Annotated in this window: 12 protein-coding genes; 1 reads left to right on the top strand and 11 read right to left on the bottom strand. The window is 59.4% G+C overall.

The annotated features are described in order from the left end of the window. The first annotated feature begins 121 nt into the window (after positions 1 to 121). A complete protein-coding gene (locus tag BMZ10_RS12395) occupies positions 122 to 2,986 on the top strand; it encodes an RHS repeat domain-containing protein (protein WP_093462133.1) in 2,865 nt (954 codons plus the stop codon). A gap of 123 nt (positions 2,987 to 3,109) precedes the next feature. On the opposite strand, the gene BMZ10_RS12390 is transcribed toward BMZ10_RS12395, so the two are convergent. The 11 genes from BMZ10_RS12390 to alg8 form a co-directional block, all read right to left on the bottom strand. Next, the gene (locus BMZ10_RS12390) at positions 3,110 to 4,564 is read right to left on the bottom strand and encodes a mannose-1-phosphate guanylyltransferase/mannose-6-phosphate isomerase (protein ID WP_093462130.1); all 1,455 of its coding nucleotides are present in this window, start codon (positions 4,562 to 4,564) and stop codon (positions 3,110 to 3,112) included. A gap of 283 nt (positions 4,565 to 4,847) precedes the next feature. Beyond that, positions 4,848 to 5,504, bottom strand: a complete 657-nt coding sequence (locus BMZ10_RS12385; RefSeq protein WP_093462591.1) for an alginate O-acetyltransferase AlgF — start codon at positions 5,502 to 5,504, stop codon at positions 4,848 to 4,850. A 38-nt stretch (positions 5,505 to 5,542) separates the two neighbouring features. Beyond that, a complete protein-coding gene (locus BMZ10_RS12380) occupies positions 5,543 to 6,724 on the bottom strand; it encodes an alginate O-acetyltransferase (protein ID WP_093462127.1) in 1,182 nt (393 codons plus the stop codon). A 10-nt stretch (positions 6,725 to 6,734) separates the two neighbouring features. Further along, on the bottom strand, positions 6,735 to 8,315 hold the full coding sequence (locus BMZ10_RS12375) for an MBOAT family O-acyltransferase (RefSeq protein WP_093462124.1): 1,581 nt from the start codon (positions 8,313 to 8,315) through the stop codon (positions 6,735 to 6,737). Positions 8,316 to 8,465: 150 nt separating this feature from the next. Further along, the gene (locus BMZ10_RS12370; RefSeq protein WP_093462121.1) at positions 8,466 to 9,602 is read right to left on the bottom strand and encodes a mannuronate-specific alginate lyase; all 1,137 of its coding nucleotides are present in this window, start codon (positions 9,600 to 9,602) and stop codon (positions 8,466 to 8,468) included. A gap of 7 nt (positions 9,603 to 9,609) precedes the next feature. Next, positions 9,610 to 11,049, bottom strand: coding sequence for an alginate O-acetyltransferase (locus tag BMZ10_RS12365; protein ID WP_093462118.1), 1,440 nt, complete (start codon positions 11,047 to 11,049; stop codon positions 9,610 to 9,612). A gap of 13 nt (positions 11,050 to 11,062) precedes the next feature. Next, a complete protein-coding gene (gene algG, locus BMZ10_RS12360) occupies positions 11,063 to 12,694 on the bottom strand; it encodes a mannuronan 5-epimerase AlgG (RefSeq protein WP_093462115.1) in 1,632 nt (543 codons plus the stop codon). Between the two features lie 153 nt (positions 12,695 to 12,847). Next, positions 12,848 to 14,353 (bottom strand): alginate export family protein, encoded by a 1,506-nt coding sequence (locus BMZ10_RS12355; protein ID WP_093462112.1) that lies wholly within the window; start codon positions 14,351 to 14,353, stop codon positions 12,848 to 12,850. Beyond that, positions 14,350 to 15,762, bottom strand: coding sequence for an alginate biosynthesis TPR repeat lipoprotein AlgK (algK, locus tag BMZ10_RS12350; RefSeq protein WP_093462109.1), 1,413 nt, complete (start codon positions 15,760 to 15,762; stop codon positions 14,350 to 14,352). Before algK ends, BMZ10_RS12355 begins: the two co-directional genes overlap by 4 nt. 2 nt (positions 15,763 to 15,764) lie before the next feature. Next, positions 15,765 to 16,937: a PilZ domain-containing protein gene (locus tag BMZ10_RS12345; RefSeq protein ID WP_093462106.1), complete on the bottom strand. Its 1,173-nt coding sequence runs from the start codon at positions 16,935 to 16,937 to the stop codon at positions 15,765 to 15,767. 54 nt (positions 16,938 to 16,991) lie between these two features. Next, a complete protein-coding gene (gene alg8, locus BMZ10_RS12340; RefSeq protein ID WP_093462103.1) occupies positions 16,992 to 18,473 on the bottom strand; it encodes a mannuronan synthase in 1,482 nt (493 codons plus the stop codon). Positions 18,474 to 18,503: the final 30 nt, after the last annotated feature.

Raw genomic sequence — 18,503 nt, 5'->3', positions numbered from 1 at the left:
ATCGTACCGAAAGGCAGCAGCGAGACCAATGCGCCTTTGCGTGGAGTGTCGGATCAGTGGTCGTGTCTGTGAGGCGTGAAGCACTAGTCTTCAACTATCTGCCGCAAAGGACTGCACGGATATGGCGCCTCTCTCCGCTCTGCACGCCCATACACCCGGGCTGACCGTGGTTGAGCCACGTGGCCTGCCGGTTCGTGCCGTGTCTTTTCATCGACGGCAGATCGATGAACCCTTGTCGGAGCGTATCGATCGTTCGGTCTACGATGGTGCAGGCCGGCGTACCGCTGTGTGGGACCCCAGATTGTGGGCAGCCAACGCGCCGCCGAATGTCGCCAGGGTCTTCTCACTCTCCGGCCAGACGCTGCTGAATGACAGCGTGGACGCCGGCTGGACCGTGCAGCTGCTTGGGGAAAACGGTCTTGCGCGTTGCCGTTGGGATGCGAACGGGCATTCGCAGCGGGTGGATCATGACGAGCTGTCACGGCCCGTGGCGGTCTTTGAAAGCGACGGCACTTACGAGATGTGTGTGGAGCGAATGACCTACGCAGGTCCCGAAGCTCACCCCGCCAATCAAGCCGGGCGGTTGATTCGTCACGATGATCCGGCTGGAACGCTGCTCAATGCCACTTTCGATCTTCGAGGTAATCTGACCCGGCAGATGCGCCGGTTCGTGAGCGGGGAGGACCCCCCCGACTGGCCAGAACCGCCAGAAGCCCGTGACTTGTTTATTGAGCCTGGCGACGGCGCGCAGACCGCCTGGCGATTTGCGCCGACAGGTGAAGTCATCGAGCAGTTCGATGCCGTGGGTAACAGGCGGCTGTCACGTCAAACGGTCGCCGGTCTGCTCAAGCAGTCGAGCGTGCAATTGCCCGGCAAACCGTCACTGACGCTGGTCAGCGATATTCGTTACGACGCACACAGCCGGGTGGTTTCAGAGGCAGCCGGTAATGGCGTCGTCAGTTGGGCACTCTACGCCGAGGACGACGGCCGGCTGTTGCAGCTCAAAGCCTCGCGCCCACATGGCGAGAGGTTGCAGGATCTGCAATACGGCTATGACCCTGTGGGCAACGTGGTCAGTGTCGAAGATGCCTCGGTGGCCGTCACCCACTTCATTAATCGACGCATCGAACCAATCAGCACCTTCACGTACGACACGCTTTATCGACTGATGGACGCGACGGGGTACGAGCTGGCGGCGATCAACCGAGGCCCCGACCTTGCGGGGTTCCAGTGTCCTGTCGACTCGTCCAGACTGACTGATTACCGGCAAACGTTTGAGTACGACGCCGGGGGAAATCTGCTCAAGCTCAGTCATGTGGGCACGCAAAACCATTCACAGAGGTTAATGGCTGCGAAGTGCAGCAACCGCTGCCTGACGTTGCTCAATGACGTGCCGCCCACAGAGGCCGTTATTGCCGAGGCGTTCGACGCCTGCGGAAACATGTTGCAACTCGCGCCCGGGCAGAAACTGGAGTGGGATGTGCGTCACCAATTACGCAAAGTGACGCCAGTGGCGCGCGAATCAGAGCAGGACGACAGCGAGATTTACGTCTACGACTCTGGCGGCCAGCGCGTGCGCAAGCTGCGAACCACACAAGCCCGATCGCTGCAACACAAGGAGGAGGCGCGATACCTGCCGGGCCTTGAGATCCGCACCAACACTGCGCGTGACGAAGAGCTCCACGTGATGACCATCCCGACCGCACGCAATGAAGTACGCATTCTGCACTGGCAGCGCGGCAAACCTGATGTCGTCGAAAACGATCAAGTGCGCTTGCACCTCACAAATCATCTGGGCTCGGCCACGCTGGAACTTGATGGACAAGGTCAACTCATCAGCCAGGAAACGTATTACCCGTTCGGTGGCACGTCCTGGTGGGCCGGTCGCTCGCAGATTGAAACGCATTACAGAACCGTGCGCTATTCGGGAAAGGAACGGGACGCAACCGGGCTCTACTATTACGGCATGCGGTATTACGCGCCGTGGTTGATGAGGTGGCTCAATCCGGATCCGGCAGGATGGATTGATGGCCCCAATCACTACCGGTTCGTACGCAATAATCCGCTGACCTTCAAAGACCCTTCAGGAGCCAGTCCGACGCACGCGTCTTCAAACGCCGAGACCGCCGCGGTGGCCGTGTACGATCAGATGTTCACGGGCTGGATATGGAAAGGTCTCCAGCTCCCCGGCGAGGGAGGTCTGGACACGATACGTCGGTTATCTGAACGAAACATCCGGTCCATGCAGAGCGAGCTCGATAGCGAACGGGAAAAGATTGTCGCTGCCCGCATTGCCAACCTGTCTCCAGAAACCGTCTGGATCACGCACTTCAGCAACAAGGATTTCACGACGGCACAGGGTGTCGACATTCTCTCGTTGCAGGGCGTCCAAAGGCTCTCCACCGGCGGGGAGTTAAAGAACTCTGCACTTGACGTTGATCGGTTCGGGACAACTGATTTTGCATTTTTTTCGCTGGAAGCGGGCGGGAGCGGACCGCGTAAGCCGACGTCCAGATTTGGGGATTACCGTTATCACGCAGCGATGGCGTCACTGGGCAACAAACATGAATTCAGCCACGTCCAGATGCAAGACCTGTTCGAGCTTAAAGAGCGTCAGATCTCGAAAGAGAGAGCGCAAAAGCTTTCCTGGTTAGCCAACGAAGTGGATACCGATCAAAAATTTGAGGACTTTTGGTCGCGCGATGGTCTTGCGCCTAACGAAGAGGTGGATCTGCTTTATCTCGGCAATGACATGTTGAAGGGTATAGGCCTGAGAACTGCGCTGGACTTGCGTGGAATGAGTGACAGAACCCGGACTGCTGTCGTGGAGTGGAGTGCGGGTGACCGATCTGCCGAAAACCTGAGCGAGGTGGTCAACGCGCTGTATCGCCCACAGGTTCTGGTACCGGGAGGGCTCGTCTTGGGCGCAGGAAAGTTCGGCTTGAAGAAAGGCAGGTTCGAACTGAAGACATTGTCGCGGACATGATTTGTCGGGTAAATGCGCAGCGCTCAATACCCGACGGCTGAAAAAAAAGCCCCCACCCACCTTCTGCGGATGGGGATACGCAGAGAGTGGGCGGGGGCCCTACAACGGGGTTTTACGGGTGCATCAACGCGCGATGGTCTGAGTTCTCACGCCGGCTTCGATGCCCGGAGTCGAGCGACCGTAGACGTCTTCGAATCGCTCGATGTCGTCTTCGCCCAGGTAGCTGCCCGATTGCACTTCGATGATTTCCAACGGGATCTTGCCTGGGTTGCGCAGGCGGTGAACCGAGGCGATCGGGATGTAGGTCGACTGGTTTTCAGTCAGCAGGAACACGTTCTCGTCGCAAGTTACCTGAGCGGTACCCGATACCACGATCCAGTGCTCGGCGCGGTGGTGATGCATCTGCAGCGACAGGCTGGCACCCGGCTTGACCGAGATGCGCTTGACCTGGAAGCGACCGCCCATGTCCACGGAGTCGTACGAGCCCCATGGGCGGTAGACTTCGAGGTGGTTCTGGGTTTCGGTGCGGCCTTGCTCATTGAGCGTGTTGACCATCTGCTTGACGCCCTGAACCTTGTCCTTGTGGGCGATCATCATGGCGTCTTTGGTTTCGACGACCACGATGTTGTCCAGGCCGATCACGGTGACCAGTTTGCCGTTGCCCTGAATCATGCAGTTGCGGCTGTCCTGAATGACCACGTCGCCTTTGGTGACGTTGCCGTTTTCGTCCTTGGCGTGGACGTCCCACAGCGACGACCAGCAGCCGACGTCGTTCCAGCCCGCATCCAGTGGCACCACGCAGGCGCGCTGGGTTTTTTCCATGACGGCGTAGTCGATGGAGTTGTCAGGGCAGCAGGCGAAGCTCGCCTGGTCCAGCTCGATGTTGTCGCCATCGTGCTTGCTGCGTTCAAGGGTCAGCAGGCAGTTGTCGTAGATGTCCGGATCGTGCTTTTTCAGCTCTTCCAGATAACGGCTGGCACGGAACAGGAACATGCCGCTGTTCCAGTAGTAGCCGCCCGCTTCGACGAATTCCATGGCGCGTTTTTCGTCTGGTTTCTCGACGAACTGGGCCACGCGGCTGACGCCCTCTGGCAGCAGCGCGTCGGCAGTGGACTTGATGTAGCCATAGCCGGTTTCAGGTTTGGTGGCCGGTACGCCGAACAGCACCATTTCGCCACGTTCGGCAGCGACGGTTGCCAGTGCCAGTGCACGTTGCAGTGCTTTCTGATCGTCGATCACGTGGTCGGCCGGCAGCACCAGCATCAACTCGTCACGACCTTCGTTGGCCAGCATCATGGCCGTGATGGCCACTGCCGGAGCAGTGTTGCGGCCGAACGGTTCCATGATGATGCCTTGCGTATCCAGGCCCAGCGCCGCCAGCTGTTCGCCGACGATGAAACGGTGGTCTTTGTTGCACACCACGATCGGATGCTGCATCCCGTCGAACTGCAGGCGCTCGAGGGTCTGCTGGAAGAGGGTATGTTCGCCGGTCAAAGCCAGGAACTGTTTTGGAAACTGTTTACGCGAAAGAGGCCAGAGTCGGGAACCGCTGCCACCTGACAAGATCACTGGAATCATTTTAATTCTCCAAATAGCAATAGCGTTCGAATGGGCTATACGTCGGTTTTTCTGTCGTTTCGTCTGTCTTGTTCTTGGACCGCTGCGGTCGGCGCCCTCTTGGTGTGCTTGCTCCGCATCACCTGGCGCCGAACGCTGATTTCTGTAGGAGCGGGCTTGCCCGCGATAGGGCCGGTACGTTCAGAACAATGCTGTCGTCTGACACATTGCAATCGCGGGCAGGCGCGCTCATACAGAATCAAAATTCAATCGCGTGCGCCGCGTGAGCAGCGCACGATCTACCTCACTGAGTCGAAGTCGGGCGCTTGACCCAGACTGGCGACAGGTTGCTGCCGGTGCCGGTGACATACAGCACGGCTGCTTCGCCACGCTCCAGCGCCACTGGCTTGAGGTCGCTGACTTTCTTGTCACCGTCGAACAGCGCGAAGCTGACTTTGACCGGGTTGATTTCACGCTCGCCGGTGCCTTTGGCCGAGACAGCCTTGACCACGTCGGTCTTGCCGTCGGCAGTCTTCAGGGTCAGCGACTTGTCGCTCAGGTTCTGCACGCGAACCAGGGACTTCTGCTTGTTCTTGAACGGTGGCTCTTCCACCAGTTGTGGCGCGCCCGACGTGTTGTTCACGATCGTGTAGTAGTGATCGCTCGCCAGTTTCACCGGCAGCGTCTGGCTGCCGATCTTGGCGCTGTAGTCACCCTGCGGCATGAAGCTGAAATCGCTGCTGGCCAGTGGGCCGATTTCGTTCAGGCTGGTGTTGCCGACGCTGGCGCTGATTTCACTGTTGCTGGCGTTGTAGACGCGAACGAAGGTCGACCCTTTTGGCGCGGTCGGGCCGTACAGAGCGGCGTCGCCCCCGGCGAAGGCAGAGAGGGACACGAAGCCCAGGCTTGCGGCCAGAACGCAGGTTTTCAGCAGGCTGGTCTTGGTCGAACGAGTAGGCATGCGAGTTGGGTTCTGCAAGGTCATTTTGAGTAGTCCTCTCAGTTTTGCGCCCGGTTGGGCGACTCGGAGTTGGAATCGTTGGCGTTCTGAGCCAGATTTTGTTGAGGGTCACGAGCCTTCTTGAGTTCGGCGATCCACTGTGGATCGAACTCGGTCAGGTCGTTGTGAGCGGGCAGGTAGCGTTCCGGGAACTCCCAGATCAGCACCTGCGGCGGGCTGCTCTTGAAGGCATCGGTCTGCAAATACTTGAGCATCGGCAGAATCGGGCCATGGCCGTCTTCGGCGTAATTCACGACGTCGCTGTGCAGTGCTTGCTTCAGAGCGCCAGCAAAGTTCCAGTTCGGGTTGGCGCTGTAGCTGGTGCCAACCAGACCGACTGCCACCGAGTTGTCGGCGAACAATGCATCACCGCCGTCACCGTCGGCCTGGGCCGGGTTGGTGGTGCGCTGTTGCAGATCATCCGGCTTGGGCAGCAGGTTTCTGAACAGTGGGTCGAGTGGCAGGAAGTTGGTCAGGTCACCCTTGTAAGGCGCGCTGGACTTCGCTTCGGTGACGAACGTCTGCGGATCCCCGCTCAGAGGCGTCTGGCTGGCGATCGCCGCGCCCAGTTGCTGCGCAACTACTTCTGCGCCCATCGGCGTCCAGTGAGTGTCGGTGCGCAGGAAAACCTGGCCCTTCTCTTTGGCGCTCTGCAGCGGTGCCAGCAGGTCTGGAGCGAAGATCCCGGCCTGATTCACCTGAGCATGGAACTGCTGATACAGGTCGGTGTGCAGCGCGGCCGGCTTGTTGTCGCCCACGTGCTCCGGATAAAGACGCGTCTTGGCTGGAACGATAGCCAGCACCAGCTGAGTGCCCTGCTTTTTCAGCGTGTCGCGTACGCCCTGAATGATCGCCAGGTTGTCAGCTTCGTTCTGCTCGCCATTGGCGACTGCGTCGAATTCTTCGTCGGTGTACAGCCACTGGTCTTTACCGAGGATGACCCCCGGACGACCTTCGTTGAACACCTTGTAATCCAAAGCAGCCCACAGGTTGGTGCCCAGGCGCTTGATCGGGAATTCATCGTCGTAATGGGTTTCCACTGCTTTGGTCCAGTGACCATTGAGAACAGTGGTTTCCTTCGACGTCGAGAAGCCGACGAAGCTGCGCAGCGACCACAGGCCCAGTACCAGCAGAATCGCCAGGAACAGGAAGATGTAGAGGAAACGTAATGAACGGGTCATGTCAGGCTCCTCAGAACTGGAAGTACAGGAACGGCGAGAAACTGGCCGCCGAGAGTTTGAGAATCGAGGCAACGAACATCAGCAGAATCAGGGCGCGCATGACGTAGCGCGACCAATCGGCGGTCCAGTAGGCAGGCTGAACCTGTGCCTCTGTGCCGACGATGTAACCTGGTTGATGGATGCTGCCCGGGTTGTCGCCCGGAACGGCTTTGATCGTGCCTGGCACAGCGGCGGCAGGACCGTCAGCCGGGACTGGCGTGCCAGCGGCGCGGGTGTCCGAGGTCGGTTTGGCTGGTGCGCGGTTCTTATAGAAGTCACGCAGACCAAAGAAGGCGAGGGTGATGTAGGCAACGATCAGGGTTGCAACCTGCAGGCCGGTCAGGCTGGCGCGGTTAAGGTCCGACAATTCCCACTCGCTGAAGCTGAACATGGCACCGTACATACGTGCAGCGACGTGCAGGTTTTCGGCGCGGAAGATCACCCAGCCCATGACGACCAGCAGGAAGGTGAAGGCCCAGCGCAGAACGTTGAACGTGCGCGGAGTAGTGTTCAGGCCCAGTGCTTTTTCAATGGCCAGCCAGACACCGTGCCACGCGCCCCACACGATGTAGGTGATGTTGGCGCCGTGCCACAGACCGCCCAGCAGCATGGTCAGGAACAGGTTGCGATAGGTCGCGACTTTGCCGCCACGGTTGCCGCCCAGAGTGATGTACAGGTAGTCACGCAGCCAGGTGGACAGACTGATGTGCCAGCGACGCCAGAATTCGGTGATCGACTGACTGATGTAAGGCTGTTTGAAGTTTTCCATGAAGCGGAAACCCATCATCAGGCCCAGGCCGATGGCCATGTCGCTGTAGCCGGAGAAGTCGAAGTACAGCTGCGCGGTGTAGGCCAGCGCACCAAGCCACGCATCGCCCGTGGTCGGGTGTTGCAGGGCGAAGCAATGATCGACCACGACTGCAAGGGTGTCGGCAATGAAAACCTTCTTGATGAAACCTTGCATGAACCGCGTCACGCCCTCGGAGAACTTGTCCAGGGTGTGCGTGCGGTTGTTGAACTGGTCGACCAGATCGCGGAAACGCAGCACGGGGCCAGCGATCAGGTGCGGGAAGATGGCCACGAACGCCGCGAAATCGATGAGATTGCGCGTCGCCGGTGTGTCGCCACGGTAGACGTCGATAATGTAGCTGATGGACTCGAAGATGTAGAACGAGATACCGATCGGCAACAGTACGTGGGTCAGGATGAACGGCTCAAGACCGAAAGAGGTCATGATCGCGTTGATGCTGTCCACGCCGAAGTTGGCGTATTTGAAGTAGCCCAGGATGCACAGGTCGACCGCCACGCCCAGCAGCAGCCAGCGCTGTGCGGGTTTGGTCTTCACTCCGGCGGCGCCTACGCGCAGACCGATCCAGTAGTTCCACAGCGTCACACCTGCAAACAGTGCCAGGAAGTCCACTCGCCACCACGCGTAGAACACGTAGCTGGCGATCAGCAGCAGCAGGTTGCGATAGCGTTGCCCGCTCAGATAGTACAAGCCGAGGAAAACCGGCAAGAACAGGAACAGGAACACGTTGGATGAGAAAACCATCCTTATCTCTCCGTTTGTCCAACATCAAGGGCCGAAGCCCCCCCAAACCCCCCATGAAAAACTGGAGGGGTGAAACATGAATCTCACTGCCTGCGCCTACTGGTCTGATCGTTCCCACGCAGAACGTGGGAACGATCAAGGTCGCCGCGTTCAGGAACCGCCTTTCTCACCCTTTTCATGACTCGGGTCATAGGTACGGGTCAGGTCTCCGCCGAGACGGAAGTTCTTGAACGGTTGCATTTTGTGTTTCTGGTCCAGGACGTCCGGGCCGCACTCGTAGAGCGAGCAGTACGGTTCAAGCCAGGCAAATTTCATGTCCGTCTTGAGGTCCGTCATGTCCTGCTTCTCGCCGTCTTTGGCCTGGAATTCGTTGCCGGAATCCTTCACGCCTGCCAGAACCCGGTCACCCAGACGCTTGAGTGCGCCGTTGTTTTCAGGGCGCAGATCGACACCGTTGGCCTGAGCGAAGCTGGCGATCATGGCCAGTGGCGGCAATGCGTAGTTGTGATACGCCAATGCCCGCTGCTTGCGCTTGAGCTCGTTAGGCAGGAAACCCTGGGCGTCGACCTGGCTGGCCGCGATCTTGAACTCCTTCACCGACCAGTCGAACAAGTCCTTGCGGTTGGTCGCCACGGCGGTCGACATCACCGACCAGGCAGCCCAGTAAGAGTGATTGTTGGTCTTGTCCAGCGGCAGATTGTTCCAGTCGCTGACGACTTGATCGGCCAGCTTGCTGAACCAGCCTTCGATGATCTGAGCGTCCTGCTGGCGGGTCGCCAGTGGATGGGACTCGGAGAACTTGAGGCGCAGGTACGATGAGGACATGCTGCCCAGCGCCCATTTGCGCATCGACTTGCCGGTGTGGTTGAAGTCGGTCGACTCCAGCGCATCGGCCTTGGCCCAGGTGGTGAGCATGTTCAGGGCGCAGTCGAGCTGTTCCGGACGGCCATCACGCATGTACTGCATCACCACTTTGCTGGTGTTGCGTTCCATGGTCGTAATGTCCTTGGTGGCATCGCGAAATGCCTGCTCGGAGTCCTTGTTCAGGGTGGCGCGAGCCTTGTCCGAACCCTCGTACTTGCTGCGGAACTGCAGCGCGCCGGTGTAGGGCTGCGGTGTCGCGTCACAGCTGAACTTGCTTTCGCCGCTTTTGAATTTCTCGACGCCTTCGTAATAGCCCTGCGGCGGCACGAGCGTCGACGCAGCGCTGGCGCTGGTGGCGAATGCCGTAGCAGACAGCATCGCCAGAGACAGAAGGGTAGGGAGCATCAGTTTTGGAGTGTGCATAAGAGCCTCATAACCCGGCTTGCGCGGTTTGATGCGCGACATTCGGGAACACGTTGCGTTTGCATACTTTCGCTTCGACCTGCTGGGGCGCAGCGCCCGCTTCCGGACCCTGTACTTCCAGTGCGAGCAATTGCTGGTCAGCCCAGTCCTTGTCATCGCGCAGTTCGAAGGAGAAGCGCCCATCGGTTTCAGATGTTTCAGGTTTTTCGATCTTCAGGTCTTCGTGGCGGCCGTTCATGTACCAGAGGCGCGCCTGAAGGGTTTTCACCGAGGTGTCGGCGAACTTGATGTCGATCTGATTACTGCCGTTGCGCACATCCTTGATGCCGTTTTTGCCGTTGACCAACAGCTCGTTGATCCCTGGTTTAAGCGTGGTGCTGGTTGTCATCAGCGCCGGTTTGCCCTCGCAGCCGTTATCCAGCAGCGACATCATCTGGCGATAGATGGTTTCTTGGTCCAGGCGATACAGCGGCGAGAATTCCCAGATGAGAATCTTCGGCGGGTGTTTCTGGAAGTCGTCGCTGCCCAGGTACTGCAGCATCGAACCTTCGAGGCCGCCGCCAGGGAACGCAACGTTCAGCACGTCAGCACCAATGTATTCCTGCAAAAAGCCGGCGAAGTTGTAGTTCTTGCCGCTGTGACTGGTACCGACCAGGGTGATTTCCGGGTTACCGGAATCGCCGAAGAGGTCGCCGTCGCCCGCTTCGCCTTTAGGTTCGGTCTCGAACTGATCCATGTACTGGATGGCGTAGCTGGTGCCGCACAATTGACCTGCCATATTGTGCAGAGTGCCCTTCTTGCCCATGCGACCTGACAGATGGGTCTCGAATTCGCGCTTTGGAATGTCGGCGAACGCCGGCATTTTTTTCACGGAATCGGCGACAATCTTCGCAGTGCGCTGTGCGCCGTATGGCGTCCAGTGCTGGTCACCGCGGAAGTAGAAATCATGCGCCTGCTGTTCGTTGGTCAGCGGCGACAGGTCCGGCACGGTGTAGCCCATTTTTGCAAAGCGGCCGAGCATGGCCTGGTAGTTACGCAGCGCGGTGTTGTAGTCGAACTTGTCGCGGTCGGCCGGGAACAGTTTGTTGCGGTCGACCAGGCCGCGAGTCGGCTGATACACCACGACCAGCTCTACGCCCTTGCTCTTGAAAGCGTCGTGCAGTTGTTGCATCCGACGATAGCCTTCCGGCGTGGTGTCGAACTCGGTGCGCAGGTCTTCGCGGGTACGGAACAGCCAGTCGCCCTGTGCCTGAACCAGCGTGGTGAAGTTCTGCTGATAACGGGTGACGTAGTTTTTCTCGTCGTGCGCTTCCGGGCACAGGCTGCAGCAGGGCTCGGCGGTAAAGCTTGGGGCAGTCGCGTCAGCGGCATAGGCAGCGTTGCTGGCGGCGAACAGTGCAGCGGTCAGGCCGGAGAGGCTGAGCAATTTGATCAAGTGTGCGTGCATAGAAATGTCTTCCTCAGTCCCGGAGTTGTTTCTGGCTTTCGACCGGGTCGATCAACACGGCTTTTTGTTGGCGCACCAGCAGATCGAGGATTTCGTCCTGACGGTCGCCCAATACGCCGTTGAAGCTGATCCCGCTGGCTTTGGTCGGTGCAAGCATCGACACCTTGTACAGCTCGACGCTAAGCGGTGAGTCGATGGACAGCGGGCCTGAGCCATTGGAGGTCAGTTCGCCGCCGACCATGATCAGCGACACCTCAGCGTCGAACGGATCGAGCTTGATGTCGCGGTCGGTATCGGAGAGGTCTTTGATGTGGCCATAAACGCCCATCAGGCCGTTGCCGATGGCCAGGTTTTCGTAGAGCTTGATGTTGGTGCTGTTACGAACCCGGATGCCGTGACGCTTGTTGGCGAAGACGCGGTTGCCCCACAGCAGGTTGTCGGCACTTTCATACAGCGTGATGCCGTCGGTGTGGTTGCGGTAAATCTCGTTGTAGGCAACCAGGTTGTTGACGCTGTTCCGGTCAAGCACGACGCCCGACAGGTGATTGTCATAGCTTTTGTTATTGATGATGAAACTGTCGTTCACCTCACGGGAGATGATGATCCCGTGTTTTTTCTTGGTGCCGTAGACAGTGTTCTCGGCAATGATCAGACCGTGCGAACGGTCGTGCGGGTCGATGCCGTAAATGATGTTGTCGTGGTAGGTGTTGCTCTTGACCACGAAGTCGCGGGTTTCATAGCAGTAGAAGCCGTACCAGAGGTCCGAGAACTCGGAGTTGACGATCCAGCCGGTCGGATCCGGGCGGTTCATCTGCGCCTTCATGTTCGGCGTGTACTGAGAAATACTGATGCCGTACGACTTGCTGTTGTTGTAACCCAGGCTCGCCACTTTCGTGTTGAACATGTAGGTCTGGGTACCGCCCCAGGCAAGCAGAAACGGACGGAATTCCTTCGGCGCCTTGAACGTCGACGGGCCATTGGCTTTCTCGCTCCAGCCCGTCAACCGGGTGTCGGAGATGAACAGCTTGTTGTCGTTGACCATGAACGAACCGGCTTCCTGCGACAGGCGCAGTTCGGTGGTCTTCTTGTCGATCTCGAAGATACCGGTCTTGCCGACCACGATCGGCAGACGTGCAAGATAGACACCTGGAGAGGTCTCGCTCAGGTACTGCTTAGGCACCTTTTTCGCCAGATCCTGCAGGTTCATGTAGCCGTCTTCGATGAAGATCGCCTGGGGGATGCCATGCTGACGCGCAACCCACTCAGCCATCTTGTTGTCGCCGCCGATGAATTCCTTCAGCGAGTCTTCCTGCATCATTCGTCTGATCGCGACCTTGCCTGGCTTGGTCCGCACGATCTTTTTCTGCATGGCCTGCTGGGTATAACCCGACAGGTCAGGCAGCTTGGGCTTGTCCATCATCAGCGGCTCGGCGGGCGGGCTGCTGATGGTGTACGTCTTGGCCTGATGCAGGCCTTTGACGACTTCTTCCCCGGCCGCCGGCTTGGCGGCGGCCGCTGGCGCTGGCGCAGGGCTGTTGGCCATCGCGCCGGCACTGGCAAGCAGCAGAGCGCTACTGAGCACTGCGCTTTCCAGCAGAGCATGTGGCCAGCCCCGAGGCCGCAAACTGTTTGCTTGACTGTTCATGTCATTGCACTCTCATCAAACGTGACACAACCGGTGTCGAGAACATGGTGAAGCTCCCGTAGCAGCCCGGCTTGCCGGCGGTGACTTCCGCTAGAGCGCTGCAGCCGGCAAGCCGGACTGACAGCGATCTGCGGTACCCGATCCTGCTTTGCATCAGAAACGCCAGATAACGTCGACAATGGCGCGGTGCATGTAATCGTCCACGCCGCTGTGATAGGCATCGCCGGGTTTGAACACGCCTGCACGCAGACGAATCAGCGCGGAAGGCTCGTCAAACGACTGGCTCACCGAAGCAGGCAACAGGCCCTGCTTGAAGTACTTGGTGACCACCAGATCCATTTCCTGACCCAGATCCTTGCGGCCGTCTTCCAGTGGCAGGGAGTCGAAGCTGCTGACGCCGTCGGCATCCACGTTCTCGCGAGCCGGGTTGATCCCTGCGCCCCCGATACCTGAATGACCGTCGACACGGCGGAACTTGTGGTAGATCAGAGAGGCGTCGTACTCGTCCTGCATCTGCCAGGAGGCGAACAGCGTTCCGGATTCCACGTTGGCCATTTCGCCCTGGAAGGCTTCGCCGAAGCGGTGTACGCGCGAGCGGGTACCGGTCCAGTTCGAGCGGTTGCTTTCCAGGCCGTTCTGTTCGTAGTTCTTGCTGGCGCGGGAGTAGGCGCCGCCCACTTGCCACATCGGATCAAGACGCACGCGCAGGCCCAGGTCGGTCGCCCAGCCATTCACGTTTTCGTTGGTCTTCCGGCCTGCAACGTATTCGTCGCGGGCCGCGCTGTACGTGCTGCCCAGACGATCACGGTCGCCGGTCAGCCAGGTCAGGCTGCCCCAGTAGTTGACGGTGTTCAGGTTGCGATAGTTGTAAGCGTCGCTGTTGGCCTGAATGCCCAGCCAGGTAAGGTCGCCGCGGGTGGTCTTGTCGAGATCGTCGATCTCTTCGCCCTGATCCTTGAAGCTGCCGCCGTCATGGCTGTAGTGCGCACGAACGCCGGCCCATTGACCCGGCGTCCACTGGTATTCGACGTCGCCGAACAGATGCTGACGGTCCTTGTCCTGTGCGGACAGTTCTGTCAGGTCGGTGCGGTATTCGCTGAAACGTTGTGCGGCGCCGACTTCCGCCTTGAGCAGCGTGGTGTCAAACACCCAGTTCACGGCTTCGATGTTGGTGTCGTGCCATTGGCCGTCGTCGTTGCGCAGACGCTGGCGACCAACCTTGAGGATCTCGCCAGGGTAGGGCGTGAAACCGCTGTAGCCGATCCAGAATTCGCGCAGTGCCGCATAGCTGTCGTCCACTTCGCGGCTGCTCGACGTCTTGCGAGCGCGCAGAGTGGACTGGCCGTTTTCATCAGTGACCTGCTGATCCAGCGGGTCGGTCTGGATGGTGTCCGTGGCAGTGACCACCTGACCCATCGCGTAACCGCTCCAGTTGCCCCATTGGCCATACATCCATGGGCGCAGGTCCAGACCGACACCGTTGACATCGCCGCCATCACGGGTGCCCAGGTCACGGTCGTCTTCCAGTTGCCCAGTCAGCTTTACTTCAATACCGAAATTCTGGGTATCGGTCAGGGCTGCCAGTGTCGGCGTAGCCCAGACCAGAGTGAAACCCAGACCAAGTCCGGCTGCCATCAAGGGGTTCAACTTAAGCTTCATAGAGGTGCGTCCTCGCCGTCTTTTTCTTCTTGCAGGGTCTGCAAGGCCAGCGCGTTTTGCGCTGTGGTGCCCCGGACCTGCTGTTCTCGCTGGAGAAGACTTTGCGCTTGGGCACGCTTCTCAGGCGGCAATTGATCGTTGAGTTGCTGTGCAAGTTCCGTGGCCTGAGGAGTGCCCTGGGCTTGCGCCAGCTGACCAAAGACCCACGCATTCACCGGGTCGGGCTTGATGCCCTTTCCTTGCGAGAACAATTGCGCGAGGGCGAAGTCGGCGCTGTTCTGGCCACCGCGTGCGGAGGTCAGCAGCTGGTCGACGGCTTTTTGCGGGTCGGGATGGCCGAGATAGCCACGGCGATACAACTGACCCAGGTAGTAATGCGCCGAAATTTGCGTCGGGGCGGCCTTGGTCAGGTGCTCCTCGGCTTTCTTCGCATCAGGCAAAACCAGCTTGCCTTCGTAATACAGTTTGCCCAGCAGCAGCTCGGCGCGCGGTTGATCCGCAGCACGGCCGTTGTCCAGGTATTCCATCATCTTGTTGACGTCACCCAGCTCTGGATAGTCGTAGAGCAGTTGCGCCAGGCTGACCCACGAAGCGGGGTACGCCGGTGCGACTTTCTCCAGCAACTGCTGCGCGGTCTTTTCGTCCGGCTTGCCGATGGTCGAATCGGCCAGCACACGGGCTACGGTGTCGACGCGCATGGCCGGCACGGTGCCTGCCGAATAGCCGCGTTGCATCTGGTCCAGCAACGCCGCCTGTTTGTCCGCTTCGCCACGTTTCTGGTAGACCGTCGCCAGTTCCATGTAGCAGACATCGTTGGCGCGCAGCGCTTCCTTACAGATGCTTTCGACTTCACCCAGATGCTGGTCGTAGGTGCCTTGGGTGCGGAACAGCAGCACCTGGGCAAGACCGGCTTCGGGATAACCCTGCGCACGCCATTCGCTGATCTTCTGCTGCGCGTTCACGTTGGGGAACGTGTGCGGGTATTGCAGATAGAGCATCGCCAGCGGAATCAGCGTGCCGGCCTCGCCATTGGCGAAAGCCTTTTTCAACAGACCTTCGGCTTCGCGTTGTTCGGCCTCGGTGGAGTTGGGTTTGACCGCGAGCAGTTTGCCCAGGCGCGATTGCGCCCGTGGCGACGTTTCAGCGGCAGCGCGGTAAGTTGCCTCGGCCTGCTTGATCAGTTCAGGGTCACGAGTACCGACCTGAATGTCTGCAAGACCTACCTGTGCATCGCTATAACCCAGGTCCGCCAGTTGCCGATAGTTTTGCTCCGCCAGCGCGGTATCGCCGCGTTTCAGGGCTTCATTGGCCAGGCGCTGATCGGGCAGGCCGGCACAGCCGCTCAGACCGATCGCGATTGCAAGGCTCAACAACGTAGGCGCTGACAAGCTTCGTAGTGGGCTAGCCATGTTTAGAAACCTGCGGCCGTGGCTTTGTCGATCAGCCAGTTCAGCGAAGGACCGCGATCGCTGACCACTTCAACCGGGCGACCGGCCAGGGTGCTGCTCAGGGATTCATCAGGCTGGATCTGTACGCGCAGGTCCGAAGACAGGTCAGCAGGGCTCAGAGCAGTGGAGCTGACGATCTTGCCGCTGTGAGTGCCTTCTTCGCCGGCTACCTGGAAGTTGACGCGAGCGCCCGGCTGCACATCGGCAAACTGGCGGTAGGTGAAGCGGGCATCGATGTTGGCGGCGACGTTGCGCGGCACCATCTGGAAGATCACGTCGCCTTTGGCAGCGTATTGGCCATTGGCAACCAGTTGCTTGCCGATGATGCAGTCACACGGGCTGGTGAGGGTACCGGCGAGCTGGCGACCGAAGAGCTCTTCGATTTTCGCCGGCTGCATTTCGTCCGGGTCCAGGTTGCCCTTGAGTACGTCGAGCATGCTGGTGTTGAACGAGGCCAGTGGTGCGCCTTTGGCGACCTGACCGTCCGGTGCCACCAGGCTGGTCACGGTGCCGTCGCGTGGCATGGTCACGTCCATGGTCGGTACGCTGACCAGACCGGAAGTGGAGTGGCTGACGAAGTACATGCCGTAGACGGACTTGGCCACGAAACCGAATGCCGCCAGGCCGACGATGAAGATACCGGCGCTGAAGGTCACCGCGCGCAGGCGACCGAAGGCGCTCATGCCGCTGCCGGTATCCTTGTTCTTGCGAGCCTTGGTGAAGTTGTCGCGCTGCAGGGTGGCCAGCACTTCACCCATGCTGACGATCTCGCCGCTCAGGTGGGAAGTGATGAGGTGGCGCAGGGTCGCGATGTCCTGGGCTTCCAGATGCTGGAACTGGCAGCCGACGCGGCCGGTCGCCGAATCGATCGCGCGAACCTGAAGTTCGACGTCCATCGCCAGACCGAGGTTGTCGATCAGGAATTGCAGACGGCCCTTGATCACTTCACCCACGGAAGGGCGCAGACCCGCTGGTGCAACATAGCTCAAACCGCCAGCGGAGAGGTCTTCGACCCGAACCAGCGGCGCGTTGGGCTGGCCGTTGAGCAGGCGCAGCTTGGCAGGGATTTTGACCCGGGCGTGCTGACGCTGGGCTTCGGATTCATGGACGACGTTCACATTCACGGCTGTATTCATGGCGGTAATTCCTGATTAATCGAGTTGATCCATTAGTGCGGTCAGAGACCCGGGTCAGACCATTGTCAGCAGCACGGCAACAAAGATGCTGCCAGCCGAAAAAGTCATGGTCCGAGACGACCAGGTGTTGAACCAACCCTGGAAGCTGGCCATGTCACGGCTCAGTTTTGTGTCCTGGCGAGTCCAGGACTGGCGGTCGAGGCGGAAGAAAACGTAAATCTTCATCAGCGCACCGACGATCTGGTTGTAATACAGAATCATGGGGTAGGCCGGCCCGATGGCGTGGCCGGAGCACGACAGCAACAGCGTGAGAATCAGACGTGTGATACCGATCCACAGCAGGTACGCCAGCAGGAAACTCACGCCGTATTTGAGGCTGGCGAGAATCGCGACGGTCAGGCCGAGAATCGAAGTCCACATCGATACGCGCTGGTCGAACAGCACAATGCTGGTGAACACACCCAGGCGACGGACACCCAGGCCAAGCGCTCGGGAGTTCTGGCGAAGGTTGTTGCCGTACCAGCGATACATCAGCTTGCGACTGGCTTTGAGGAAGCTCTTCTCAGGCGGGTGCTCGACGGTGTTGATCGCGGCGTCCGGCACGTAGAACGTGTCGTAGCCCAGGCGCATCAGGCTGAACCAGCTGGACTTGTCGTCGCCGGTCAGGAACTTGAAGCGGCCAAGGCGCCAGTGCTGGAGCGAATCGCTCTCCACGTCGGCGATGAAGTCCGGGTCGGTGACCACGGTGGCGCGGAACACAGACATGCGGCCGGTCATGGTCAGCACGCGCTTGGACAGGGCCATCGAGCACATGTTGATATGACGCTGGGCGAAACGCAGCTTGTGCCATTCGCTCATGATGTAGCCGCCGCGTACTTCGCAGAACTCGTTGGTGGTCAGGCCGCCGACGTTGCCGAACAACTGGAACCACGGCACGGTCTTGCGAACCACGCCTTCTGCCAGAACGGTGTCGCCGTCGATCACCGCAACCACTGCACGGTCATCCGGCATGTGACGCGAGATCGCGCGGAAACCGAAGGCCAGACCGTCACGCTTGCCGGTACCGGCGATGCGCACGAAGTCCAGTTTCACATGCTCGGGCGGGTTGTACTTGGCCCACAGTGCCTTGACCAGCAGTTCGTCCGACATCTCGACCAGCGAGCAGACAACCGTGGTCGGGTAGCCACAATTGATCGCTTCCTGAATCACCGAGCTGTACACCTGAGCGGTTGTCAGCGCATCGATACGGAAACTGGTGACCATCAGAAACACGTGGGATGGATCGGCCGCCTCGCCCAGCTTGCGCACTTTACGGCGCAGGTGCGGGTAGACGATGTAAAGAAAAATCATGCCGCGCACGAAGTGCGTTGCGCCCATCGAGTAACGCCATATACCGACGATACCGACCAGGAAAATAAAGTCTTTCGACTGAGAGTCGAATAGCGACTTGGGCAGCGCCATTGCAATGGCTGCCAGCAAACTCAGATAAAACAGCCAACCTGCGGCTTGAAGCAAGCCGTGCTTGAGCCTTTGCATAGTTCGTATCCCTTGAAGTCAGTTGCAACC

The sequence above is a fragment of the Pseudomonas sp. NFR16 genome (assembly GCF_900108875.1).
Classification (GTDB): domain Bacteria; phylum Pseudomonadota; class Gammaproteobacteria; order Pseudomonadales; family Pseudomonadaceae; genus Aquipseudomonas.
Note: the sequence above shows the minus strand (reverse complement) of the source record. Positions and strands in the feature narration are given on the sequence as shown.